Source organism: Marinactinospora thermotolerans DSM 45154 (assembly GCF_900167435.1).
GTDB classification, from domain to species: domain Bacteria; phylum Actinomycetota; class Actinomycetes; order Streptosporangiales; family Streptosporangiaceae; genus Marinactinospora; species Marinactinospora thermotolerans.
In genome coordinates, this window is sequence record NZ_FUWS01000004.1 from 420,783 (window position 1) to 443,749 (window position 22,967).

Here is a 22,967-nt window from a genome sequence, read left to right on the forward strand (position 1 = left end):
ATGGGGCCCTGGTCTGCGCCGTGAAGCCGGTCACGCCCGATCCCCACACAGACCACCTGGGCCGTGCCCGCCCAGCCTGCGCGGCCGCAGGGAGGCCGAGCCTCCCCGGCCGTCCCCCTTCCCCGCTCGCCCGGCCCCGGCGGGCCGTCCGATGCACCCGCGCGAGGTCCTAGGGTGATGCGGGGCGGCCGGCCGGCCGCCGGGAAACCAGTGCGGAGGGACGTGTGTCACCCAAGAAGAGGAAGACCCGCAGGCCCCGTGGCGCGACGCCCACGCGGGAGCAGGGCGGGCGGGCGGCCCCCACACCGACGCGGACGGTCAAGCGCGATCCGGTCGTGGTCGACATCCCCGCGCGCTGGCCGCTGCTGGTGTGGAGCGCGCTGACCCTGATATGGGCGGGCGGCTCGGCCCTCTTCTTCGTGTTCTACCTGGCCGAGGCGTTCGCGATGCTGGGGGCCGGCGAGGTCGGCGCGGGCGCCCGGCGCAACGCCGCCTGGTACCTCGTCTTGTTGGTGGTCTGCGCCCTGATCGTCCCGCTGTGCGGGGTGGCCCTCGCGCTCCGGCTGCGCCGCCGGGTCGCCGCCGCCATGTTCGCCATCGCGGCGCTGCTGTCGGGTGCCGCGCTGCTGTGGCTGGCCCCGCCGGCCGAACTCCTGTCCGCCATGACCACCGCCTTCACGGGAGCGTCGTGACCTCCGCCGAAGACCCCGAGGAGATCGGCGAGGTCCTGCCCGCCGAAGTTCGCACGGGCCTGGACCACGTGGCCCACAGCGTGCTGATCGACGTCGCGGCGCTGGAGGCGGTCCGCCGGCGCTTCGACGAGGAGCAGGCCGGCGCGCTCGGCCGCTACCTCGCCGCGGCCCAGTCGCCCAACACGTTGCGCGCCTACCGCTCCGACTGGGTGGCCTTCACCGCCTGGTGCCTGGCGGAGGGGCGCCGGTCGCTGCCGGCCGACCCGGTGGACGTCGCGGTCTACCTCGCGGCCGCCGCCGACACCGTGCGCGAGGACGACCCGCACCGCTGGGCGCTGTCGCCCTCGACCCTGGAACGCAAGGCCGCGGCGATCGCCGCGGTGCACGCCGCCCACGGCCTGGCCTCGCCCACCCGCGCCGATGTGGTGCGCATGACCCTGCGGGGCATCCGGCGACGGCGGCGCGCCCGGCCCGCCCGCAAGCGGCCGGTGCTCCTGCACACCCTGGAGGCGTTGTTGGAGGAGCGTCCGGCTCCCGGCCACCCCACCGGAGCCGCGCGGCGCCGTGACGCGCTACTGCTGCTCACCGGGTTCGCCGGGGCGCTGCGCCGTAGCGAGCTGGCCGCCCTGTCCTTCGACGACGTGGCGGTGGACACCGACCCCAAGACCGGTGAACCGCTGCTCCTCGTGCGCCTGGCCGTCACCAAGACCGACCAGGAGGCCCGCCACGCCCAGCAGGTGGCCCTGCCCCGAGGCCGGCGGCCCCACACCTGCCCGGTGTGCGCCTTCGCGGCCTGGGCCGACCTGGTGGAGGCCCAGCGCGACGGCGGCCCTGCTGCGGTGCGCGCCCTCTTGGAGGCCGAGTCCGACGGGCAGGACCCGCGGGTCCACCGCTGCCACGTCTACCCCGGAACCGACCTGGCCGATGGGACCGGCCGGGCGGTGTTTCCCGCGATCGACCGCCACGGGCGTATCGGACAGCGGGCGATCTCCGGCCGGGCGGTGGCCGAGCTGGTCAAGCGCTACGCCGAGCGGGCGGGGCTGGACCCCTCCGCGTTTGGCGGGCATTCGCTGCGTTCGGGGTTTGCCACGCAGGCCGCGCTGGGGGGAGCCGGTGACCGCGAGATCATGCGCCAGGGCCGTTGGACCAACGCCCGCACCGTGCACGGCTACATCCGCACCGCCAACCCCTTGGACGACAACGCGGTGACACGCCTAGGGCTGTGAGCCGACCATGCCCGGATTTGTGGAAGGATGCCCGGGTGATCGATGCGTTTCGTGCCGCCTTCCAGGAACTGATCGACGCCGCCCTGGCCGGTGACCCCCACCGGTTCGGGCCCGCCGTGCGCAACGTGCACGGCCTCGCCTCCCAGGTGCCCACCGAGGAGCGAGCGATCGCCCTGGAGGCGCTCGCCCCCATATTCTCCGGCCACCACGCCGGGCCCGGCGTGTCCGCGGACCTGGCGGTGGTCGCGGGCGCGCTGGTGGAGATGGGGACCGACCCCGGACCCACCGCGGTGGAGATCCTGCGCCGTGCCGCCGACAGCGGCAAGGGCGCCGCGCTGTTCCTCCAGAGCTGGGAGAAGACGGGCGGCGGCACACCGCCCGAGCCCGAACAGGTCACCTCCGCCGATGAGGAGCGGGTCGCCGCGGCCCTGGGCGAGAACGCCCCCGCCGCCACCATGTGCTGGTGGACGGCACGGCGCTACGGCCTGTCGGCCAAGACGATGCTGGGTGAGGCCGCGGTGCGCGCGGCGGTGCGCGAGGACACCGTCCTGCGCGACGACCTCACCGCCGTCGCCGCCCACCTGGCCGCGTTCCTGCCGGAGTTCGACGAGGTCGGCGCGTTGGCGCGCATGTCCGAGGCGGCATCGGCGCTGGTCCTCGACCGCGCCTCGGGGCGTGGTTTCCGGGTCCGTTTCGATGGCATCGGCGACAACTTCCAGCTCCACACGCTGCTGGCCGACGCCCTCATCGGAGCCGAGGGACGTGGCCTGGCGGGGGAGCGGCCGGCTCCCAGCTGGGTGGCGGCGGCCTCGGGCGGGGAGATCCGTCCCGAGGAGATCGTCACCGGCTGGTGGAACCTGACGGCCGCCGACGGGTCGTGGATCTGGAACGAGGGGGTGCCCGCGGACATCCCCGAAGCCGACGGCGAGCGCGTGATCGTCCTGGACGAGCCGCCCTACCGGCGCACCTGGAACTCGGTGCGCCGCCACCCCCACGTCCAAGGGTGGCTGGAGGTCGTGGAGGAGATCGGCGCGCAGGAGGCCGCGGCCTGGTGGCAGCGGATCCCGCCCGGCGCCTCCATGCGCGAGGCGTTCGCCGCCGAGCCGGCCGCTGTGCCAGCGCCCGAGGCGGACACCCCCGTGGTGGCCGAGCCCCGGCCCGACGTCGAGGCCGCACGCCAGGACCAGGAGGAGGTCGCGCCCCCCGAGACGGCCCCTGCGCCGGAGCCCGAGGCGGTGCCGCGGGAACAGGCGCAGACGCCCACCGCTCCCGAGGTCGCCCCCGAGGCGGCGCGGCCGGGGACCGCCCCCGTCCCGCCGACCCAGGAGATGCCCGCGATGCGGCCCGCCCCGGCCGGCGCGGACGGGGCGGAGGCCCGGGCGGGAAGCGACGAGGAGCGCCGGGTCCCGGGGGCGGGGTTCTTGCCGCCGCTGCCGCCGGGCGTCTCCGACAGCGCGGCCTGGTCACCGCGCCACCTGTGACCCTCCATCCGGTTCGCGTCCTCCCCCAGGGCGCGAACCGGACGGCCCGGCTCAGCCCTCCTGCCGGTAGCCGGCGAGGAAGCGGCCGATGCGGCTGATCGCGACCTCCAGGTCGTCGGCGTGGGGCAGGGTGAGAACCCGGAAGTGGTCCGGCCGCGGCCAGTTGAAGCCGGTGCCCTGGACGACGTGGATCTTCTCCTGCAGCAGCAGGTCCAAGACGAAACGCTCGTCGTCGCGGATGGGGTAGACCTCGGGGTCCAGACGGGGGAAGGCGTACAGCGCCCCCTGGGGCTTGACGCAGGAGACGCCGGGGATCGCGTTGAGCGCGGCCCAGGCGCGGTCGCGCTGCTCGGCCAGCCGGCCCCCGTCCAAGACCAGGCCCTGGATGCTGCGCTCGCCTCCCAGCGCGGCCGGGATCGCGTACTGGGCGGGCACGTTGGGGCACAGCCGCATGCCGGCGAGCATGGTCAGCCCCTCCAGGTAGTCCTTGGCGTGGCGGCGCGGGCCGGTGACCACCAGCCATCCGGCGCGGAAGCCGGCGACCCGGTAGGCCTTGGAGAGCCCGCTGAAGGTCAGGCACAGCACGTCGGGGGCCAAGGGGGCGAGGTGGTGGTGGACCAGACCGTCGTAGAGGATCTGGTCGTAGATCTCGTCGGCGAAGACGACGAGGTGGTGGCGGCGGGCGAGGTCGAGGATGCCCTCCAGCAGCTCGCGGGGGTAGACCGCGCCGGTGGGGTTGTTGGGGTTGATGACGACGATCGCCTTGGTGCGGTCGGTGATCTTCGCGGCGATGTCGTCGAGGTCGGGCCACCAGTTGGCCGACTCGTCACAGGTGTAGTGGACGGCGGTGCCGCCGGCCAGGCGGGTGACCGCGGTCCACAGCGGGAAGTCGGGGGCGGGGATGAGCACCTCGTCACCGTCGTCCACCAACGCCTGTACCGCCATGGTGACCAGCTCGGAGACGCCGTTGCCGAGGAACACGTCCTCCACGCCGACATCGTCGAACCCGCGGGCGCGGTAGTGGTCGACCACGGCCTGGCGCGCGGGCAGGATGCCGCGCGAGTCGCTGTAGCCGTGGGCGCGGGAGAGGTTGCGGGTGATGTCGTCGAGGAGGGCCTGGGGGGCCTCGAAGCCGAACAGGGCCGGGTTGCCGGTGTTGAGGCGCAGGACGCTGTGTCCGGCCTCCTCCAGGGCGTTGGCGTGCTCGATCACCGGTCCCCGGATCTCGTAGCAGACTCCGGCGAGTTTCCCCGATTGCTTGAACTCCATTGGGCGGCCTTTCAGCTCCTCGCGTCCCCGTGACACGACGATGCTACTTGGTTCTACCAAGTCAACGCTTGGAAAGTCCAACCGTGTGGTTAGACTGCTTGCCATGCCGCGCCGAAGCTACGCCCACTACTGCGCCGCCGCCCGTGCCCTGGACGCCGTCGGGGAACGCTGGACACTGCTGATCGTCCGCGAACTGCTCGCCGGGCCGCGCCGCTACACCGACCTGCACGCCGACCTGCCCGGCGTCAGCACCGACGTGCTGGCCGCCCGCCTCAAAGAGATGGAACGCGACGGCCTGGTCGAACGGCGCCGCCTGCCCGTCGGCGCCCACGTCTACGCGCTGACCCCGCGCGGCCAGGGCCTGGCCCCCGTCCTCACCGCCCTGGCCCGATGGGGCGCCGACCTGCTCGGCGACCGAGGCCCCACCGACGCGCTACGCGCCCACTGGTTCGCGCTTCCCCTGCTGGAACACATCGGCACCGCCACGGCCGGCCTGGCCGGAACCGTCGAGGTCCACCTGGACGAGGGGACGTTCCACCTGGAGGTCGGCGCCGACCCGCACGCCCCCGCGCCGGCGCGCAAGGACCCCGCCCCCACCGTCCCCGCCGCCCGCCTGGCCATGGACACCGCCACCGCCACCGACCTGGCCGGACGCCGCGTCTCCTTCGCCGAGGCCGTGGGGCAGGGACGGGTCTCGGTCGAGGGCGCGGGGCCACTCGCCGACGCGCTGCGCGGCGTCACGGCCGGCGCCTAGCCCCCGCCCCGGCCCTCCGCCGCCCGACGCAGCCGGGCACGCAGCGCCCGCTGGGCCAACGGCCCCAGCTCCTCCAGGACCGCCGCCAACGCGGCGAGCTGCGCCAAGGCGTCCAGGGCGCGTTGCGCGCCCTGTTCGTCCACGCCCTCATAAAGCTCCAGGCCCGTGAAGGAGGCCGCCACGGCGCGGGCCAGGCCGGGCACGTCCACGATCCCCTCCACCGCGCTCCCGGCCAGGATCCGCTCCAGCACGCCCTCGATCTCACCGACCCACAGCTCCAGCCCGGCCGCGGTCGCCGCGGCCAGACGCGGATGGGTCCGGGCGCCGGCCAGCAACTGGGCCATGACGGCGACGTGGCCCAGCTCCCGCTCCTGGGCGTGCAACCGGCGTCCCAGCTCCAGCAGCCCACCCAACGTCGTGACCTCGGCGAAACCGCCGCGGTAGCGCGCCACCCGCTGGCGGGCGCCATGGTGACAGGCCGCCACGAGAAGCTCCTCGACACTGCCGAAGTGGTAGAAGACGAGGGCCTGGTTCACGCCCGCGGCGGCCGCGATGGAACGGGCCGAGGTCGCGGCGATGCCCTCGCGCCCCAGCGACCGCAACGCCCCCTCCAGCAGCCGGGTCCTGGTCTGCTCGCTCACAGACGGACCTCCTCGCGCCGGGGACGCAGATCCGAGCGCACCGGCCGCCCCGCGGTGGGGACGTAGTCGACGCTGAAGGACCCCTCGTACCCGAACAACGGCCCGAACCGACGGTTGACGACCCTCACCCGCACCCGGAAGCACCCGGCCCGTTCGTCGTAGGACTCACACACCTCGGCGTCACCACCGACCAACGAGGGGACGCGGACGTCCACGACGCCCTCCCGGAACCGGTGCTCGCCGGAGCGGATCAGCAGCGAACCGTCCTCCCCGGCCCGCAGCTCCAGGTCACTGGCGAGGTGCTGGTGGGTGCCGAGGTAGTCGACGACGCCCCCGCGCCGCGGGTCGAACACCATGGTCGCGTCGAAGCGGCGCCGGCGGGCGGGGAAGAAGAAGGAGTGCGCGAAGGTGACGGTCTCCCTGCCGTGCGAGTCGAGGTAGGGGAAGTTGACGATGGTGAAGGGAACACCGCGTCCGGTGTCGGGGACCAGGATGTTGCGCGTCGCCCCCAGGGCCAGGAACGGCCGCACGAACGCCCCACCGTGCCAGACCCGCTCCATGGTGCCGAATCCCACGCACGCCTCCCCGCTGTCCAACCCGACGGAGAAGCGCCGTTGCAATCGAGGGTGGAGCCGGGCGAAGTCGGGGCCGAGCGCCCGTTGGAAGATCGAGGTCATCGGGTCTCCAGACGTCGAAGGAGCGCGGTGGCGACGCCACGACCAGGCGAGTGCGCCCGGCCGGGGAAACCGGCGGCGCCCCGACCCGCCAGGAGCCCCGTCACCGGGTGGTCAAAGACGCGCCGCCGATGACCACCGCGCCTTCCGGCAGGGCGGCCGGGGTACGCGCGGAGGGGGGCGCGACGACGCGGCGCCATCGCCACGACGCCCTGCCCCGGCGGAGCCGAAGCAGCGCGACACCACAGGCGGGGGAGAGGGGCGTGGCAGTGGCGGGTCCGGGGATCTCGGGCGCGCTCCCCGATGGAGCGGAGGTCGGCTCGGGTCCACATCTCGGCGTACAGGCCCATGGCGGCCTCCACGGAAACAGAGACGGTTTGAGCGTTCGCTCAAACACGATCGTGAACCTAGACCTTCTTGAGCAGACGCTCAAGACCGGGCCCCTGGCCGCTTACGGCCGCGGCCCCCTCACGGAACCCGCCTGCCCACCGCCGCGGGGAGGTCTCAATCCAGACGGCGGCCCGCCTCCCCGGCCCCGCCCGGCGGCTCGACCGCGGCGGCGTGCAGGCCGCGCGGCCGGTAACTGCGCCAGCGCAGGGGCAGGAACAGCGGAACGGCCAACGCGAGCGCCAACGGCAGGTACAGCCCCAGCTCGGCCAGCCGCCGCGCCCCCTCCAGGCCGGGAAGCCACGACAGGCCGGCGGCCAGCCCCGGACGGAGCAGGAAGGCGACAGTGACGGCGGCCAGGACCAGACCGGCCCCACCCGGCAGGAGCGGCGTGAGCCGGGGAGCCACCAGGACACAGGCCACCAGCAGCGCCACCACGCCGAGCACGCCCACCACCACGACGGCCTCGCCCGAGAACAGGGAGCCGCCCGTCTCGACCAGCTCCCCCAGACGAGGCGCCGACCAGCCGGTGACCACCAGGATGAACAGGGCCATGACCACGCCGGTCACACATCCCACGATGTGGCGCACGGATCCTCCCCTCGGAGGGGCCGCCACCGGCGGCCCGGCGTCACGGCCCACCCCGACCGCCAAAGCCCCCGCCGGCGCCTTGCGGCGGAGCGGACCCCCACCGCCGATCCTACGCCGCGTCCCCGCGACGAGACCGGCTCGCCAGAACCGGACACCTCCACACCGGTCAGGGCCGCGTCCTGACCTGCCCGGGAAGCAGCGCGCACTAGGCTTGACCACGTGAACGACGCAGACAACCCCACCGACCCCGCCCAGGACCCCGGAGTCATCGAGCTGGCCGGCCGGGTCTTCAACCTCGCCCGCAGCGGCGACACCCAGGCCCTGCGTTCCTACCTGGACGCCGGCGTCCCGGCCAACCTCACCAACGACAAGGGCGACACCCTGGTCATGCTGGCCGCCTACCACGGCCACGCCGAGACGGTCGCGCTGCTGTGCGAACGCGGCGCCGACCTCGACCGGCTCAACGACCGCGGGCAGTCCCCCCTGGCCGGCGCCGTCTTCAAGGGCGAGGACGAGGTCGTGCGCACCCTCGTCGAGAACGGGGCCGACCCACGGGCCGGCACCCCCTCCGCGGTCGACACCGCGCGCATGTTCGCCAAGACCCACTACCTCGACCTCTTCGGCGCCGGGCAACAGTAAGCGCGCGTCCCGGGTCTCCTCGACGACCCGGGACCGGCCGCCCCGCGCCGCGACAACAACGGCAGCGGGCCGAAACAGGCGCCCCCGCGTTCGGCGGCTCCGTAAAGGATCGACGGGGACCGAGGGGCGCACCGTGGCCGGCCAGGCCGGCCACGGTGCGGCACGGGGACGGACACCGCCGCACACCACGGCCCGCCGGCGCGGGGTAGCAGCGGACCGGTCGCGGCGCCGCTCCACGGCTCGACCGGCTCCCCGCCACGAGAACGCCACCCCACGCCGGCACACGGTTCCCCGCGGCGGCCGGCAGCGCTGCCACCGGGACCCGGGACTCCACACCGACCGCCACACCACGACGCCCCCGCCCCGGCCCCGCCTCTCCCCACCGACGTGACCGATCCCGCGCGCCTGCGATCACGTCGGATGGCCGCCTTCCGGTAAGCGCCGAGGCCGCCATGGTGCAGCCAGGCCCCTACGGGTACGTCCGGGACACGGCGGCACGGGGAGGCGGAACGCGCCGATCCGTGGTCACCGCGCGATCCCGCGCTCAGCGAGAAGACGCCGGCCGGCCCCGCCTCAGCCCTCCCACGACACCTCGCGCCCGTCCTCCAGGTACAGCGTCGTGGCGGCCTGCAAACACCGTCCGATACGCCGGGCCATCGCCTCGGGCAGCAGCCGCCCCACCTCAGCGGGGGTGGCCATGACCGCCGCCGACAGCTCCTCCGCCGGCAACCGGACCCGCTCCAAGACGTCACGGGACACCGCCCCGGCGAACACGAAGATCGTCGCGGGGCGACCATCGGGGAAGGAGTGCCGCGGCAACCAGTCCACGCACACCAGTCCCGACAGCGCCGGGACGAACCCGATCTCCTCGGCGCACTCCCGGCGACAGGCCGCCAACGGCGACTCACCCATCTCGATGACCCCGCCCGGCAGACTCCAACCGGGCTTGTAGGTGGGCTTGACCAAGAGGGTCCGCCCCTCCTCGTCACGCAGCAACGCGGTGGCGGCGCCGCGGGTGCGCGGCAGGCTCTCGAAGAACTCCAGATCGCTCACGCCTTGGGTCATGGACCCGACCCTACGCCGCCCGCCCCTCACATCCCCGCCCGCCCGCGCCCCGGGAAGGGCGCGGACAACGCCGACAACGGCCCACGCGGGCAGTCCGCCACAGCGCCTCACACCCGGCACCACCGCGCCGACCAGGCAGAACACGCGGGGAACCCGCCCTACCCGACCTGGACCACCAGCTCACCTCCCGCCCCACCCCACCCGCTACGATCACGGCGTGATCTTCCCCCGCCTTTCCGCGAGGCAGCATCGTGGCTGAGTTCCGCACGTCCCGACGGGCCCAAGGACTGGGCCTGGCCATCCTCTCCGCCCTGGCCTTCGGCGGCTCCGGCGCCGTCGCCCGCCCTCTCATCGACGCCGGGCTCGACCCGCTCCACGTCACCTGGCTGCGCCTGGCCGGCGCCGCCCTGCTGCTCCTGCCCGTGGCGCTACGCCACCGCAGCGCGTTGCGCGCCCGCCCCTGGCTCCTGCTGGCCTACGGCGCCTTCCCCATGGCGGGCGTCCAGGCGCTGTACTTCGCCTCGATCGCCCGCATCCCCGTCGGCGTGGCCCTGCTCATCGAGTTCCTGGGCCCGGTCCTGGTACTGCTGTGGGTCCGGCTGGTCCGCCGCCGGCCGGTGTCGCGCGGCTCCGCCATCGGCGTGGTCCTGGCCGTGGCGGGCCTGGCCTGCCTGGTGGAGATCTGGGTCGGCATCCGCCTGGACGCGCTGGGACTGGCCCTGGCCCTGGGCGCCGCCGCCTGCCAGGCCGGCTACTTCCTGCTCTCCGACGCCGAGGGCGACACCGTCGATCCCCTGGCCGTCATCTCCTACGGCGCGTTGACCGCCACCGCGCTGATGACCCTGCTCGCCCGCCCCTGGACACTGCCCTGGAACGTGCTGATCGGCCCCGTGGAGGTCGCGGGGAGCACGGCCCCGGCACCACTGCTGCTGGCCTGGCTCGTCGCGGTCGCCACCGTCCTGGCCTACATCACCGGGGTCGCGGCGATCCGCCGGCTGACACCCACGGTGGCCGGCGCGGTGGCCTACCTGGAGGTGGTCACCGCGATCGTGGCGGCCTGGCTCCTGCTGGGCGAGTCCCTGACCACCCCACAGCTCATCGGCGCGGTCATCGTCTTGGCCGGCGCGTTCGCCGCCCAACGCTCCATCCCCGACACCGCCCCCGCCACGGCGAACGCGCAGACCCGAGACGGCCACGAACCCCCCGTGCGCGCCTGAGGACGCGCCCGCCTCAGCCGCGCGGGCCTTGCGCCAAGGGCCGGTCGCTGGGCGGCGTGCGACCCAACCTCCTGCGCAACTCATAGGCGACCAGGACCACCGCCGAACTGCCCAGCGACGCGGCCAACGGCATGCGCTGGTCGGGCAGGAACGCCATCGCGACCAGAATCGCCACCATCCCGGCCAGGGTCACCCAGGTCAGGTACGGAAACCCCCACATCCGCAGGGTCAACCGCTCCGGCTCCTCACGACGCAACCGGGTACCCAGGACCAGCTGGGACACCACGATCGTGATGAACAGGATGAGCAGGATCGCCCCGATCGAGGCCACCAGGAACGGGAACACCGTGTCGGGCCACAGATAGTTGGCCAGCACCGACGCATAGCCGACCACGGTGCCCAACATGATCGCGCGCACCGGGACACCACGCCGGTTCACCCGCACCAACGCCTTGGGCGCGTCCCCCTGACGGGTCAACACGTACAGCATCCGCGAAGAGGTGTACATCGCCGCGTTGAGAACGCTGAGAACCGCGACGAACACGACGATCTCCATGATCAACGGCGCGGCCGCAACCCCCACCGTCTCCATCACCGACACGAACGGGCTGGTCGTCACATCAGCGTCGTTCCACGGCAGCACCGTCACGATGACCACGATGGAGGCGATGTAGAACAGCGCGATACGCCACAAGATGTTGGTGGTGGCCCGCGCCACCCCCGTCTCCGGCTCGTCACTCTCCCCGGCCGCGATCGTGACGATCTCCACCCCGCCGAAGGAGAACAGCACGATGACGGTCGCCGCCAGCACCGCCGACCACCCATTGGGCGCGAACCCGCCGTGCGCCCACAGGTTGTCGACGGTCGCCCCCTCAGCGCCCGGCCACAACCCCAACGCGAACAACCCGCCCAGGATCAAAAAGGCCACGATCGTGGCGATCTTGATCATCGAGAACAGCGACTCGGTCTCACCGAACACGCGCACCGAGATCAGGTTCGCCCCGGTCATCACCAGCAGCAGCCCCAACGACAACAACCACGCCGGCGCGGGAACCCACTGCGCCAGCGTCGCCGCCCCCGCCACCGACTCCGCGGCGACCAGCACGCAATACAACCACCAGTACAGCCAGCCGATCGCGAACCCCGCGCGCGGCCCCAACGCCAGACGCGCATAGTCGGAGAAGGAACCGGCCGCGGGCTGGGCGACCACCATCTCGCCCAGCGCGCGCAACGTCAACAGCACCAACGCGCCGGCCAGGGCGTAGGACAGCACCGCGGCGGGCCCCGCCGCGTGGATGACGGCCCCCGAACCGATGAACAGTCCGGCACCGACGGAACCGCCGACGGCGATCATGGTCATGTGGCGGCGGCGCAGACCACGGGCCAGGCCGAGGCCCGATCCGCTACCGGCGCCGGCCGTCCCTGCTGATGGAGAATCGTGCGAGGTCACGGCCATCGAGGCTACGCCCCCGCCACGACGGGAACCGCCACGGACAGGCCGCGAACACCCCGCACGGCCCCGAAAGTGAGGAAGGCAACTCCGTACAACCCCGGCCGCGCCGGGGGAGAGGACCGCCCCATCACCCCTCAGCGCGCCGCGCGGTCCTCGACGCGCCGCCCCGTGACACGCTCGGCGGTGATCTCGACGTAGGCCTCACGCCGCCCACCCGCCCAGCTGCGCAACTGCACCTGCGAACGCACCCGCTCCACCCGGCCGGGGTCGGTCAACCGCCGCGCCGGACCACGCACCACAACACTCCACCCCGTACTGGACACCGTGTCCAGCCGATCCACCTCGAAGGTCACCTCCTCTCCCAGATGCCGGGAGATCAGCCCGTCGGAAAGCGTCCGAAACACCACCGCCCCGCCCACGACCGCGAAGTTGACCGGAAGGACCATTGGCGAACGCTCACCCGGCACGCAGAACGCGACCCGGCCCACCCCGCCCTGCGCGATCAGCTCCATGCACTGGGAGCGGTCCAGCTCGCACAGCACCGGATCGGCCGCCGCCGTACTGGCCGCCCCCGGCGGCGCCTCGGAGTACGCCCCCCGCAGATCCTCCGGTGTCGTGTCCAACGCGCGCGCCAGCCGCTCCACCGCCTGACTGCTCGGATTGGCCGGACTCTCCTCCAGGTAGGCCACATACCCGGGGTCCATGTCCGCGCGCACCGCCAACTCCTCCAGGCTGATCCCCAGCTGGGCACGGCGGTGAGCCACCCGACGTCCCAGATCGCCCGCCGTGTTCCACCCGTCCCCGTCCACGGCCACCTCCCTCACCGATCGGCACCGCCACCACGCCCTGACCCGCTACCCGAACCGGCACCCCCATTCACCCCCTCCACGCCCCTTGGCCCCGCCCCCGATCCGCCGCTCCTCGACACCGACACGCGACGGCCCCGCCGTGCGGACGAGAACACGCGCGACCAGCACCTCACGCAGACGGCCGGGCGGGACAGCACCGGCACCGAAGACGCGCGAAACGCCACAAACCCCACACCACCGGCCCCACGACCACTTCAGGCCACACCGGCCACGTCGCCCCACGACCACCAGGGGAATCGACGACTCAGCAGGTCAGAGCCGTTTACACACCCGACGACACAACGGGGGAGAGGCAGCCCCACCCCCGCACGAACCCCCGGAGAGCACCCATGGCAACACCCCCCGCCACCCCCGACGACGCCTCGCCCCACGCCGCCCGCCTGGAGGAGATCACCCCCGGCGTCCACGCCTGGATCCAACCCGACGGATCCTGGTGGATCAACAACGCCGGCGCCGTCACCGACACCACCGGCACCATCGTCATCGACACCTGCGCCACCGAGGAACGCACCCGACGCTTCCTCACCACGCTCACCACCGCCACCGGCGGCGCCCCCCTCCACACCGCCGTCAACACCCACCACCACGGCGACCACACCTACGGCAACAGCCTGCTCCCCGCCACCACCACGATCATCGGCCACGAACACATGCGCCGCTCCCTGCTCGCCGACACCTTCCTGGCCCACCCCTCGCCCTACTGGCAGCCCGCCCCCTCATGGGGCGACCTCACCCTGCGCCCCCCGACGCGCACCATCCGCGACGAACTGGTCCTCACCGCCGGCCGCACCCGCGTCGAACTCCACCACCCCGGCGCCTCCGTCCACACCGGCGGCGACCTCGTCGTGTGGCTTCCCCGCCAGCGCGTCCTGTTCACCGGTGACCTGCTCTTCCACCGGGTCACCCCGATGATCGCCTCGGGCACGGCCACCGGGGCACTACGCGGCCTGAACTGGCTGTCCACCTTCCCCGCCCGCCACGTCATCCCCGGCCACGGCCGCCCCATCGACGCCGCCGACCTCCCCCGCGTGATCGCCGACCACGAACGCTACTACCGCCTCGTCCTGCACACCGCCCACAACGGAGTGCGCCGCGGACTGACCCCCCTCCAAGCCGCCCTCGACTGCGACCTCGCCGAATTCGCCACCTGGACCGACAGCGAACGCATCGTCATCAACCTGCACCGCGTCTACACCGAGCTGACCCGCAGCCCCTACGACACCCGACACGCCCTGGCCGACACGCTCGTCTACAACGGAGGCCCCCTGCACACCTCCGTATGACCACACCCCGCGCCGAAAACGCCTCGACCTCCACCGCGGACCCCGCACACCCACCCGGTATACGACCCCACAGCGCAACCCCGCACGGCCCCGGGCCGAGCCGAAGACGACACGGCCCGGCCCTCACCGGCCGACAGACCTCACCGGGCCTCCCGCGCCCCGGCCCGCACCGCCAACGCCCCGTCGGCCTCCACCACGCTCACCGCCGACAGATCCGCCACCACCACATCGGCCGCCAACTCCCGCGCCCCGTGCGTGGTCGTCACCGCCACCACCCGCGCCCCCGCGGCCCGCCCCGCGGCCACCCCCACCGGCGCGTCCTCGAACACCACACACCGCGACGCGGCCACCCCCAGCGACCGCGCCCCCACCACGAACGGCTCCGGATCCGGCTTGCCCCGGGTGATGTCATCGGCCGTCACCACCAGCGGCGCCTCGATCCCCACCGCCTTCAACCTCGCCTCCGCCAACGCCCGCGTCGCCGACGTCACCACCGCCCACCGCTCCCGCGGCAACGACTCCAACAGCTCGGCCGTCCCCGGCAACATCACCAACCCGTCGGTCTCGGCGATCTCCAACTCATCGATACGCGCCACCGCGGCGGCCACCCGCCCCGGCTCCACCAGCTCCGCCACGATGTCGGCCGCCGGCCGCCCATGCATGTGGACCTCGGCCAACCGCCGCGGGCTCACCCCCCACTCCTCGGCCCACCTCAGCCAGCACCGCACCGCCGCGGGGGTCGAATCGATGAGCGTTCCGTCCATGTCGAACAACAAGGCCTCGGCCGGGATCATCATGGGCACCGAGTCTAAGCACCCCCGCCACCCCGCCTCACGACGCCGGCGACCGCGGCTCCTCACGCGGCTCGATGATCCGCGCCGTCACCGCATCGGCCGCATCGGCCACGATCTTGGTGAACACCTCCGGCTGGTCCAGGTTCACCATGTGCCCCGCGCGCGGAACCGCCAACAACCGCCCGTCCACACACGCGTTCAAGAACAGCTTCTCGTGGATACGGAAATGGTCCCGGGTCCCGTTGATCAACCACACCGTCCCCGGATAAGACCCCAGGAAGCCCAGCACGTCCATGTCGGAGATCGCGTCGATCACCCCACGCGCCGCCTCCATCGCCAACCCGCCGTCCAACACCGCCTCGGCGCCCGCCGCGTCCAGCATCAACCGGTGGAACCGCTCATTGACCGCCAGCCCCTTGTCCGGCAGCCGCTCCAACAGCACCGTGGGAATCCGGTACATGTGCGCCAACGCGTTGACCGGCCGCGCCGAACAGCTCGCCGCCACCAACCCCGCCACCCGCTCGGGATAGATCGCCGCCGTCGCGATCGACACGAACCCGCCCAGCGACAGCCCCACGACCAGCGCCCGACCACCGACCTCGTCGATCGCCTCACGCACCGTCTCCACCGCCGCCTCCAGGGTGAACCCCTCCTCACCCCGCCGATGACCGTGCCCGGGAAGGTCCGGAGCCACCACCGTGCGCCCCTGCGCGCGCAGCGCGTCCAGTTGCGGCCTCCACATGCTCCCCGAAGTCCGAAGCCCGTGGACCAACACGATCGGCACCCGCATAACCGCTCCCAACCCACACGCAACCCAACCGCACGACCCTCACACCCACAACGCCCTAGACGTCGTAGTGCACCGTCACCGGCGCGTGGTCCGACCACCGCAGCCCATACTCCGCGGCCCGCTCGACCCGAGCCTCCTTCGCCTGCGCCGCCAGCCCCGGCGACGCGACGTGGTAGTCGATCCGCCAACCGGCGTCGTTGTCGAAAGCCTTACCCCGATAGGACCACCATGAGTACGGCCCCTCCGAATCCGGGAACAACGACCGCACCACATCGACGTATCCCGCCTCGTCGAAGACCCGCGACAGCCAGGCGCGCTCCTCCGGCAAAAACCCCGACTTGCGCGTGTTGGCCTTCCAGTTGCGCAGGTCCGCCTCCCGGTGCGCGATGTTCCAGTCACCGCACACCACCACCTCACGCCCCTCGGCCCCCGCCCGCTCACGCAACCCCACCAGATAGGGCAGGAACGCCGCCATGAACCGCTCCTTCTCCTCCTGGCGCGGCGTCCCCACCTCACCCGAAGGCAGATACAGGCTGGCCACCGTCACCCCCGCCACATCGGCCTCCACGTAGCGGCCCGCGTCGGCGAACTCCTCCACCCCGAACCCCACCCGCACGGCGTCGGGCCGGATCCTGCTGTACAACGCCACCCCCGCGCGCCCCTTGTCCCGCGCCGGCGCCAACGTCACATGCCACCCCGGCGGCGCGATCACCTCCTCGGGAAGCTGCGCGCGCTCGGCCCGCGTCTCCTGCAGGCACACCACATCGGCGTCCGTCGCGGCCAACCACCGCAAGAACCCCTCCTCCTTGCGCGCGGCCGCCCGCAACCCATTGACGTTGACCGTCGAGATGATCACGCAAACCCCCCTCGTCGAACACGGCACCCCCACCGACGGCCCGACCCCACCACGACGTCCACAGCCATCCGGCGGACGCGCGGGGCGAGAGCGGGGGCACGCGGCGACGGCAAGACGGCATCACAGTACGACACACCGGCCCGCCACCGGACCGTCCCGCCCCAGGCGCACCCCGCTCACCCCACAGGCTCACCCGCGGCCACACCACCACCGAGCCTGCACACCACCCCATAGGTACGGTTCGCCCGCGCCGCCTCGCGCTGCGCCGACGCCGTCACATCGATGTAGGACTGCGACGAGGTGATCGAGGTGTGCCCCAACAGGCGCATGATCTCCGTCACCGACGCGCCGTCCTCGGCCAGCCGCGTGGCAAAGGTGTGCCGCAGCGCGTGCACCAGGGTCCCGCGCGCCACCCGGTCATAGACCCCGGCGTGCCGGTAGCACTGGCGCACCAGATACTGCAACCCACCCCGCCGCAGCGCCTGCCCCCGGTTGTCCACCAGCAACGGGTCGGCCCCGGCCGGGCGCTTCCCGAACCGCTCCGCGCGAGTCCGCAGGTACTCCTCGATCAACGCCTCCAACGGCGGCTCGATGGGCAGCGACCGGGTCCGCCCGCCCTTGCCCACCACCCGGATCCGCCGCTCACCCGGACGCCCGCTGAAAGAGTCCAACCGCAACGCCAACATCTCCGCCGAGCGCAACCCCGTCAGCAGCGCCAGCGCCAACACCGCCAGGTCACGCTGCGGCCAGGGGTCCCGCGCCTTACGCGCCCCCTGCGCCAACGCCTCCAGCAGCCGCTCGGGGGTGTCCTCACCCATCAACGGCTTGGGCTCGCGCACCGGCGCGCGGGGACGGCGCACCGCCGGCATCGGATTGCCCTCGACGATCCCCTCGGCCACCAGGAAGGTGAAGAACTGGTTCCACGTCGACCAGGCCCGCGTCACACTGGAGGCGGCCCGCTCCGCGGCGAACTCCGCGAACGCCTGCCGCATCACCCCACCCGACAGCTCCGCGACCCCCACCGCCCCGGGATCCACCCGCAGCGCCCGCGCCGCGCACCCCACCACCCCCAGCAGGTCGCGACGGTAGGCGGCGACGGTGTGGGGGGAGGGCTTGCCGGCCCGCCGCGCCACCAGGAACTCCTCGACCGCCTCGACCACCCGCATCGACGACACCCGACCCTCCTCCGCAACGTCCATGCCCTCAACCATCCCCTCCCACGGCGCCGAAAACGCCACCGCCCCATGGACACGGAACGGCGAGAGGGGGGCGGGGCATGCGCCCCGCCCCCCTCTCGCCCACCGGCTCAGGGGATCCGCCGCGCCGCCCAGGACGACACCACGTGCAACGGCCCCTCCAACGGCCCGCGCCCCACCAGCGACCGCCACAGCGTGGCGAACACCAGGGAGCCCAGCAGCACCGAAACCGACAGGTCCCAGGTCACAAAGGCCAGGGGAGTGCCCTCCAACACCCCGGTCTCGGCCACCTTGATCACCAGGATGTGCCCCACATACACCGTCAACGCCAGCGCCCCCACCGACGCCAACGGGTAGACCGCCCACTTCAGGTGGGGCGCGGCCAGCAGGCACGCCCCCAGCACCGCGATGGCCACGCCACCGGAACCATAGACCTCCACCGGCGTGCCGCTGTGGGGGGCCGCGGTCAGCAACCACATCCAATCCGACAGCGGGACGGTACCGGGGAACCCCTCGTACAGCGCCTGGCGCACCCCCTCGGTGCCGTAGGGGGCGCCCATCGTCGGGTCGAAGGCGCCGGCCAGCCGCTGCCTCCCGCCGAACACGTCCAGGGCCAGCCACGAAACGCCGTAGGCCAGCACCGCCAGCCCGGTGCCCACACCCACCAGCCCCCAGCGCACGCGCGTCGAGCGCAGGTCCAGCCGGCCGATCGCCAGGCCCGCCAGCACGAACGGCATCCAGGTGATCGCCGGATAGGCCCCGGTCAGCAGGAAGTCGACGAGCCCCTCGCCCGAGAGACGCACGAAGGGATCGTAGGAGTTGATCGTCTGGACGGGGGCGGCCAGCGGCCCCTCATCGGCGATGAGCCGGCGCAGGTGGAAGGACAGGATGGGGCCGAGGATCCCCAGCACCGCGGCCACCCCGGCGACGATGCGCCAGCGTTCGTCCATCAGGGGCGCCGCGAGCACGAAGAACACCGCGTAGTAGGCGAGGATCACCGAGACCGGTGTGCCCATCATGGTCAGGGCGGTTCCCAACGGCAGCATGATCAGGCCACGGATGACCACCCGCCACAGCGCCACCCCCATGTCCTTGCCGGTCTTGGGGCGCGCGCCTCCGGACAACAGCGCGATGGAGACCCCGGCCAGCAGGGCGAACAGCACAGCGGAGCGTCCCGCGGCGATCGGATACAGGGCGTTGGAGCCGTCGGCCAGCGTCCACCCCACGCCGACGTGCACGACGAACATCCCCAGCACCGCCAGTCCGCGCGCGACGTCCACGCCGGCCAGGCGGCCGGTGCCGCCGGTGGAGAGTCGTCGCACGCGGGTGGCCAGCGCGTTCGCCCGTGTGGTGTCCCCGTGCTCCTGCTGCCTGCCGGGGTCGTGGTCGTGTCCGGTGGCGTGTTCGGAGAACTGTTTGGAACTGTTCGACACACACACGAGCATTCCCTGTGGTGGGGGGTGTCCGCAGGTCATCTGTCGTTTATGGCCGCTTGTGGTCGATCATCCCTTTCGCTCTTTGTGAGCGTATCGCTACAGCGGGCGACGGGGTGTTCCCCGTGATCACGCCAGGGGAGGGGGATGAGAGGAGGAAGCGGGGGAGCCCTCCGCGTGGACGCCCGCGCCGGAAGGGAAGGGGCGCGAGGAGGACGCGTCCGGGCGCGTACCGGGGAGGGAAACGGGGAGGCGGGCTCGGGCCGCTGTCGACAACCGGGGAGGAGAACCCGATTGCTGCATAAATTTAATTATGCAGCAAAAATCGCCGCGACCCGCCCCCGATCCGGGGGAGGGTGGACCCGGCGCCACCTCGCCGCCACGGTCCTTCCCATCTCGACAGAGGCGATGCGCCTGCGAGCCGTTTGCCTCCCGCGATCCGATCTCCGCGGGGCCCGGGCGCCGGGAGGTCCTCGTCGCCACGGGCCGTTCCGGCGAAAGCGCCCATCGCCGCCCGGCCGTTCGCCCGGCTCTCCGGCGGCGTCGGCCGGCGCACCCACGAGGCCCCGGCCGCGCACCGTCCGTCTCCAGACGGCTCGAACCCTTGCCGTGTCGGGGTTTTCGCTCCGCTCGGGGAGCGCGAGAACCCTCTACTTGACATAATGTGCATTATCGGCGAACTCCGGAAGAGGGGAAACGGCCACACCGGCCGGCCTGTCGTCACGTTCTCCTAGGGTTGCCGCCATGCCTTCGCCGTCCTCGATCCCCGCCGCCCTGCGCCTGATCCGCCTGGCCTGCCTGGGACGGCCCCAGCCGTTCACTCCGGCGGCCCTGGCGCCGGGCCTGGGGTCCGCCGCCGCGCCGCCCGCCACGATCCCGCGCCCCTACGCCGCCTTCCTGCGCCTGTGCGGCGGGCTGGTGACCGACACCGGCACGGTGCGGCTGCTGGGCCCCGCGGCGGCGTCGATGCGGGTGTTCGGCGACGGCGAGGACCTGCTGCCCGGCGGCGACGCGCGCTGGTTCCGTTTCGGCGAGGTGGCCGGCAATCCTTTGTGCCTGGAACGCGCCACCGGGCGCGTGTGGTGGTTCGGCGACCTGGACGCCGTCTGGTTCACCGCGCCGCACGCCTTCGCGCCGTTGTGTCCCTCCTTCGACGTCTTCTTCCTGCGTCTGCTGTGCGGCTCCTGGTACGGCACGGTCGCGCCGGTCGGACGTGACAGCGCGTGGTGGCGGATGGTCCTGGCCCTGGGGTGGGCCGAGGCGCGCCCCTCCCCCACCGCCTCTGATGATCTCGCCGTTCGATAACCTTGTGTTGCATTGCTTTTACTCTGCGTGACTACGGGGTGGTATCGTGCCTGCCCGCCGGGCCGTGGAGCCGGTGCCCGGTGAGGCTCGCGCTGGCCATAGCCGGACGCGCCGGACGTCTCGTTCCCGCGTGTGGCCGGCGGCCGGCGCGCCTAGGGTGTGCCCATGGTGTGGCAGCGTGACGTTGACCTGGTGGTGCCGTTGTGGCAGGGCGGCGACGATGTGCGGGTGGCCGCGGGGGCCGCCGCGCTGGCCCGGCTGGTGCCTCCCGACGGTAGCCGGCTGCACGTGTCGGTCTCCGACGGGCCGCGCGAGATGGTCGAGGGGGTCCGCAACCTGGAAGTGCTGGAGGCGACGTTGCGGCGGTTGCGCGAGCACCTGGCCCGGCGCGATCCCGCGCGGGCGTTGACGCTGGGCGGCGACTGTCTCTCCGATCTTCCGGTCGCCGGGCACCTGGCGGCGCGCCATCCGGGGATGGCGGTGTACTGGCTGGACGCGCACGCCGATCTCAACACCGCGGCCTCCTCCCCCAGTGGCCTGGCGCACGGGATGGCGTTGCGGCTGCTGCTGGGCGAGGGGCATCCCCGCCTGCTGGGGGGTGGCGGCGTGGTGGCGCCGTGGCAGGTGAGGTTGGTGGGGGGCCGCGACCTCGACGTGGGCGAGGAGGAGTTCGCGCGGGCGGTGGGGCTGGAGCGGGTGGGGACGGTGGAGCTGATCGCCGATCCCGGCCGGGTGGTGGCGGGGCGGGCGGCGGGGTCGCCGGCCTATGTCCATCTGGATGTGGATCTGTGTGATCCCGTGGACTTTCCGGCGGTGGCCTGCCCGGTGCCGCAGGGGCCGTTGGTGGGGACGGTGGCCGAGGCGCTGGCCGCGATCGCGTCCCACCATGAGGTGGTGGGGGTGGGGGTGTGCGAGTACGTGCCGGTGATCGAGCATGACGCGGCGGGGCCGCGCGCCCTGTTGGAGGCGCTGGGTCTGTCGCCGCAGGCGTGATCCCTGACGCGAGCGGGCTGTGCTGAGCGGGGCGCTTCGCCCGCGCCGTGGCTTTTGGGGCGGGCCGTCGGGGCGGGCGGTGACCGGGCGTGTCCCGAGGGGTCAGGTGGGGCGTGGGCGGCGCAGGCCCGCGGCGACGGCGGCCAGTCCCCCGCCGAAGGCCACGAAGATCGCGGAGACGCCGAGACCGCCGGCGAGCGCTCCGGCGAGCAGGGGCAGGGTGGTCTGGCCGAGCTGGTTGCCCGACATGCGCAGGGCCATGGCGGTGCCGCGGGCGGAGGGGGCCGCGGCGTCGGCGACCCAGGCCATGGTGAGGGGTTGGCCGATGCCCAGTCCCAGGCCGGCGATCGCCAGGGCGATGGCCAGTGTCCAGGTGGGCTGGGGCAGGGTGAGCGCGGCGACGGAGAGCGCCGAGACGATGAGGCTGGTCACCAGGACGCTGTGGCGTCCCTTTCGGGCGACGGCCACGCCGAGGAAGGCGCGGGAGACGACGGAGGCGCCGGCGCGCGTGGCCAGGAGCAGGCTGACGGTGGCGGCGCCGATGCCGCGTTCTTCTCCCAGGACCGGCAGGTAGACGATGATCATGTCGATGGCGGCGAGCACCATGAGGCTGGAGAGGATGGCGGGGGTGACGCCGGGGGCGCGCAGGACGTCGATGGCGCGGTGGCGGGCGGGCGCGTCGGTCGGCGTGGTGGCGGCGTGGGGTGGGGCGGCGGGCATGCCGATGAGGGCGAGCAGGGAGGCGGCCGCGGCGATGCCGGTTCCCAGGAAGGCCTGGGTGGTCAGGTCGGCGGGTTCGGTGGCGGCCAGCGCCGACAGCAGGAGGGGGCCCAGGAGCTGGCCGGCGGAGCCGGCGAGGGCGAAGAGGCCGAAGCGGGAGTCGAAGCGGTCGCGGGGAGAGCGGTTGGCGACCATGGCCTGGGCGGCGACCATGGCGAGGATGAGGCCGATGCCGGCGCTGATGGAGCAGGCGATGATGGCGGCGGGGGTGTGGGCCCAGGCCAGGGCGAGGGCGGAGGCGGTGAGGAAGGCGCTGCCGAGCAGGTAGGCGGGGCGTTCGTCGTGGAGGTCGACCCATCGGCCGATGGGGATGGCGACGAAGAGGGGGACGAGGGACAGTGCCGCGCTGAAGACGCCGATCCAGGCGGGGTCCAGGCCGGCTTCGATGGAGCGGTAGGAGATGACGGGGCGCAGGGTGGACAGCGCCCCGTGGAACAGGGTTCCGTGGATGATGACGCGGACGAACCAGCCCACTGTGGTGTGCCGACCTTTCGTGTGGGCCGTTGCGACCCCGTCGGAGTTCGTTAGCCTAACTAAGCGAATCGTCGGAAAGGTCCTACCATTTTCCGGTGCGGACTG

At 72.9% G+C, this 22,967-nt stretch carries 22 protein-coding genes; 9 read left to right on the forward strand and 13 right to left on the reverse strand.

The features are described 5' to 3' along the window. Nucleotides 1-224: 224 nt before the first annotated feature. The 3 genes from B5D66_RS09760 to B5D66_RS09770 are packed head-to-tail and all read left to right on the forward strand — an operon-like array spanning nt 225 to nt 3,399. Nucleotides 225-692, forward strand: a complete 468-nt coding sequence (locus B5D66_RS09760) for a hypothetical protein (RefSeq protein WP_078761319.1) — start codon at nt 225-227, stop codon at nt 690-692. Further along, nucleotides 689-1,918 (forward strand): site-specific integrase, encoded by a 1,230-nt coding sequence (locus tag B5D66_RS09765; protein ID WP_078761320.1) that lies wholly within the window; start codon nt 689-691, stop codon nt 1,916-1,918. The genes B5D66_RS09760 and B5D66_RS09765 overlap by 4 nt, the downstream gene beginning before the upstream one ends. A 35-nt stretch (nt 1,919-1,953) precedes the next feature. Further along, nucleotides 1,954-3,399, forward strand: coding sequence for a hypothetical protein (locus B5D66_RS09770; RefSeq protein ID WP_078761321.1), 1,446 nt, complete (start codon nt 1,954-1,956; stop codon nt 3,397-3,399). 51 nt (nt 3,400-3,450) lie between these two features. Here B5D66_RS09770 and B5D66_RS09775 read toward each other — a convergent pair whose 3' ends face one another. Next, the gene (locus B5D66_RS09775; RefSeq protein WP_078761322.1) at nt 3,451-4,668 is read right to left on the reverse strand and encodes a pyridoxal phosphate-dependent aminotransferase; all 1,218 of its coding nucleotides are present in this window, start codon (nt 4,666-4,668) and stop codon (nt 3,451-3,453) included. Between the two features lie 103 nt (nt 4,669-4,771). Here B5D66_RS09775 and B5D66_RS09780 point away from each other — a divergent pair, with 103 nt between their 5' ends. Next, a complete protein-coding gene (locus B5D66_RS09780; protein ID WP_078761323.1) occupies nt 4,772-5,422 on the forward strand; it encodes a winged helix-turn-helix transcriptional regulator in 651 nt (216 codons plus the stop codon). Here B5D66_RS09780 and B5D66_RS09785 read toward each other — a convergent pair. The 3 genes from B5D66_RS09785 to B5D66_RS09795 form a co-directional block, all read right to left on the reverse strand. After that, complete coding sequence (locus tag B5D66_RS09785; RefSeq protein ID WP_078761324.1) at nt 5,419-6,063, reverse strand: TetR/AcrR family transcriptional regulator; 645 nt, start codon at nt 6,061-6,063, stop codon at nt 5,419-5,421. The genes B5D66_RS09780 and B5D66_RS09785 overlap by 4 nt on opposite strands. Continuing rightward, nucleotides 6,060-6,740 carry a DUF4166 domain-containing protein gene (locus B5D66_RS09790; RefSeq protein ID WP_078761325.1) on the reverse strand — a complete coding sequence of 227 codons (681 nt, stop codon included), beginning with the start codon at nt 6,738-6,740 and terminating at the stop codon, nt 6,060-6,062. The genes B5D66_RS09785 and B5D66_RS09790 overlap by 4 nt, the downstream gene beginning before the upstream one ends. A gap of 501 nt (nt 6,741-7,241) precedes the next feature. Next, complete coding sequence (locus B5D66_RS09795; RefSeq protein WP_144390056.1) at nt 7,242-7,694, reverse strand: hypothetical protein; 453 nt, start codon at nt 7,692-7,694, stop codon at nt 7,242-7,244. Between the two features lie 240 nt (nt 7,695-7,934). Between B5D66_RS09795 and B5D66_RS09800 the strand changes: the two genes are divergently transcribed. Further along, nucleotides 7,935-8,354 carry an ankyrin repeat domain-containing protein gene (locus tag B5D66_RS09800; RefSeq protein ID WP_078761327.1) on the forward strand — a complete coding sequence of 140 codons (420 nt, stop codon included), beginning with the start codon at nt 7,935-7,937 and terminating at the stop codon, nt 8,352-8,354. A gap of 573 nt (nt 8,355-8,927) precedes the next feature. Here the strand turns inward: B5D66_RS09800 and B5D66_RS09805 are convergent. After that, on the reverse strand, nt 8,928-9,419 hold the full coding sequence (locus tag B5D66_RS09805; RefSeq protein WP_078761328.1) for an NUDIX domain-containing protein: 492 nt from the start codon (nt 9,417-9,419) through the stop codon (nt 8,928-8,930). A gap of 251 nt (nt 9,420-9,670) precedes the next feature. Here B5D66_RS09805 and B5D66_RS09810 point away from each other — a divergent pair, with 251 nt between their 5' ends. Beyond that, nucleotides 9,671-10,636: an EamA family transporter gene (locus B5D66_RS09810; RefSeq protein WP_078761329.1), complete on the forward strand. Its 966-nt coding sequence runs from the start codon at nt 9,671-9,673 to the stop codon at nt 10,634-10,636. A 13-nt stretch (nt 10,637-10,649) separates the two neighbouring features. On the opposite strand, the gene B5D66_RS09815 is transcribed toward B5D66_RS09810, so the two are convergent. Both B5D66_RS09815 and B5D66_RS09820 read right to left on the reverse strand, forming a co-directional pair. After that, nucleotides 10,650-11,996, reverse strand: coding sequence for an amino acid permease (locus B5D66_RS09815; RefSeq protein ID WP_078761330.1), 1,347 nt, complete (start codon nt 11,994-11,996; stop codon nt 10,650-10,652). A gap of 227 nt (nt 11,997-12,223) precedes the next feature. Further along, nucleotides 12,224-12,913, reverse strand: a complete 690-nt coding sequence (locus B5D66_RS09820) for a helix-turn-helix domain-containing protein (RefSeq protein ID WP_327308243.1) — start codon at nt 12,911-12,913, stop codon at nt 12,224-12,226. A 374-nt stretch (nt 12,914-13,287) separates the two neighbouring features. Between B5D66_RS09820 and B5D66_RS09825 the strand changes: the two genes are divergently transcribed. Further along, nucleotides 13,288-14,241 carry an MBL fold metallo-hydrolase gene (locus tag B5D66_RS09825; RefSeq protein ID WP_078761331.1) on the forward strand — a complete coding sequence of 318 codons (954 nt, stop codon included), beginning with the start codon at nt 13,288-13,290 and terminating at the stop codon, nt 14,239-14,241. A 140-nt stretch (nt 14,242-14,381) separates the two neighbouring features. On the opposite strand, the gene B5D66_RS09830 is transcribed toward B5D66_RS09825, so the two are convergent. From B5D66_RS09830 to B5D66_RS09850, 5 genes are all read right to left on the reverse strand, one after another. After that, entirely contained in the window at nt 14,382-15,038 is a 657-nt protein-coding gene (locus B5D66_RS09830) for an HAD-IA family hydrolase (protein WP_078761392.1), read from the reverse strand. A gap of 34 nt (nt 15,039-15,072) precedes the next feature. Then, nucleotides 15,073-15,825: an alpha/beta fold hydrolase gene (locus tag B5D66_RS09835; protein WP_078761332.1), complete on the reverse strand. Its 753-nt coding sequence runs from the start codon at nt 15,823-15,825 to the stop codon at nt 15,073-15,075. A 55-nt stretch (nt 15,826-15,880) separates the two neighbouring features. Then, nucleotides 15,881-16,681 (reverse strand): exodeoxyribonuclease III, encoded by an 801-nt coding sequence (locus B5D66_RS09840; protein ID WP_235000894.1) that lies wholly within the window; start codon nt 16,679-16,681, stop codon nt 15,881-15,883. Between the two features lie 176 nt (nt 16,682-16,857). After that, a complete protein-coding gene (locus B5D66_RS09845; RefSeq protein ID WP_235000895.1) occupies nt 16,858-17,880 on the reverse strand; it encodes a tyrosine-type recombinase/integrase in 1,023 nt (340 codons plus the stop codon). 107 nt (nt 17,881-17,987) lie between these two features. Then, on the reverse strand, nt 17,988-19,310 hold the full coding sequence (locus tag B5D66_RS09850; protein ID WP_235000896.1) for a DUF418 domain-containing protein: 1,323 nt from the start codon (nt 19,308-19,310) through the stop codon (nt 17,988-17,990). Between the two features lie 744 nt (nt 19,311-20,054). On the opposite strand from B5D66_RS09850, the gene B5D66_RS09855 reads away from it, so the two are divergent. Both B5D66_RS09855 and B5D66_RS09860 read left to right on the forward strand, forming a co-directional pair. Then, nucleotides 20,055-20,615, forward strand: a complete 561-nt coding sequence (locus tag B5D66_RS09855) for a hypothetical protein (protein ID WP_078761335.1) — start codon at nt 20,055-20,057, stop codon at nt 20,613-20,615. Nucleotides 20,616-20,780: 165 nt separating this feature from the next. After that, complete coding sequence (locus tag B5D66_RS09860) at nt 20,781-21,608, forward strand: arginase family protein (protein ID WP_078761336.1); 828 nt, start codon at nt 20,781-20,783, stop codon at nt 21,606-21,608. Between the two features lie 102 nt (nt 21,609-21,710). Here the strand turns inward: B5D66_RS09860 and B5D66_RS09865 are convergent, their stop codons facing one another. Next, complete coding sequence (locus B5D66_RS09865; protein ID WP_159457248.1) at nt 21,711-22,862, reverse strand: MFS transporter; 1,152 nt, start codon at nt 22,860-22,862, stop codon at nt 21,711-21,713. Nucleotides 22,863-22,967 lie beyond the last annotated feature (105 nt).

Excerpts from the sequence above, each read along its gene's own strand:
- B5D66_RS09860 (WP_078761336.1), top strand. The coding sequence starts at position 20,781 with ATGGTGTGGCAGCGTGACGTTGACCTGGTGGTGCCGTTGTGGCAGGGC.
- B5D66_RS09825 (WP_078761331.1), top strand. The coding sequence starts at position 13,288 with ATGGCAACACCCCCCGCCACCCCCGACGACGCCTCGCCCCACGCCGCC.
- B5D66_RS09835 (WP_078761332.1), bottom strand. The coding sequence starts at position 15,825 with ATGCGGGTGCCGATCGTGTTGGTCCACGGGCTTCGGACTTCGGGGAGC.
- B5D66_RS09830 (WP_078761392.1), bottom strand. The coding sequence starts at position 15,038 with ATGATGATCCCGGCCGAGGCCTTGTTGTTCGACATGGACGGAACGCTC.
- B5D66_RS09780 (WP_078761323.1), top strand. The coding sequence starts at position 4,772 with ATGCCGCGCCGAAGCTACGCCCACTACTGCGCCGCCGCCCGTGCCCTG.
- B5D66_RS09845 (WP_235000895.1), bottom strand. The coding sequence starts at position 17,880 with ATGGACGTTGCGGAGGAGGGTCGGGTGTCGTCGATGCGGGTGGTCGAG.
- B5D66_RS09815 (WP_078761330.1), bottom strand. The coding sequence starts at position 11,996 with ATGACCATGATCGCCGTCGGCGGTTCCGTCGGTGCCGGACTGTTCATC.
- B5D66_RS09775 (WP_078761322.1), bottom strand. The coding sequence starts at position 4,668 with ATGGAGTTCAAGCAATCGGGGAAACTCGCCGGAGTCTGCTACGAGATC.
- B5D66_RS09805 (WP_078761328.1), bottom strand. The coding sequence starts at position 9,419 with ATGACCCAAGGCGTGAGCGATCTGGAGTTCTTCGAGAGCCTGCCGCGC.
- B5D66_RS09855 (WP_078761335.1), top strand. The coding sequence starts at position 20,055 with ATGCCTTCGCCGTCCTCGATCCCCGCCGCCCTGCGCCTGATCCGCCTG.
- B5D66_RS09790 (WP_078761325.1), bottom strand. The coding sequence starts at position 6,740 with ATGACCTCGATCTTCCAACGGGCGCTCGGCCCCGACTTCGCCCGGCTC.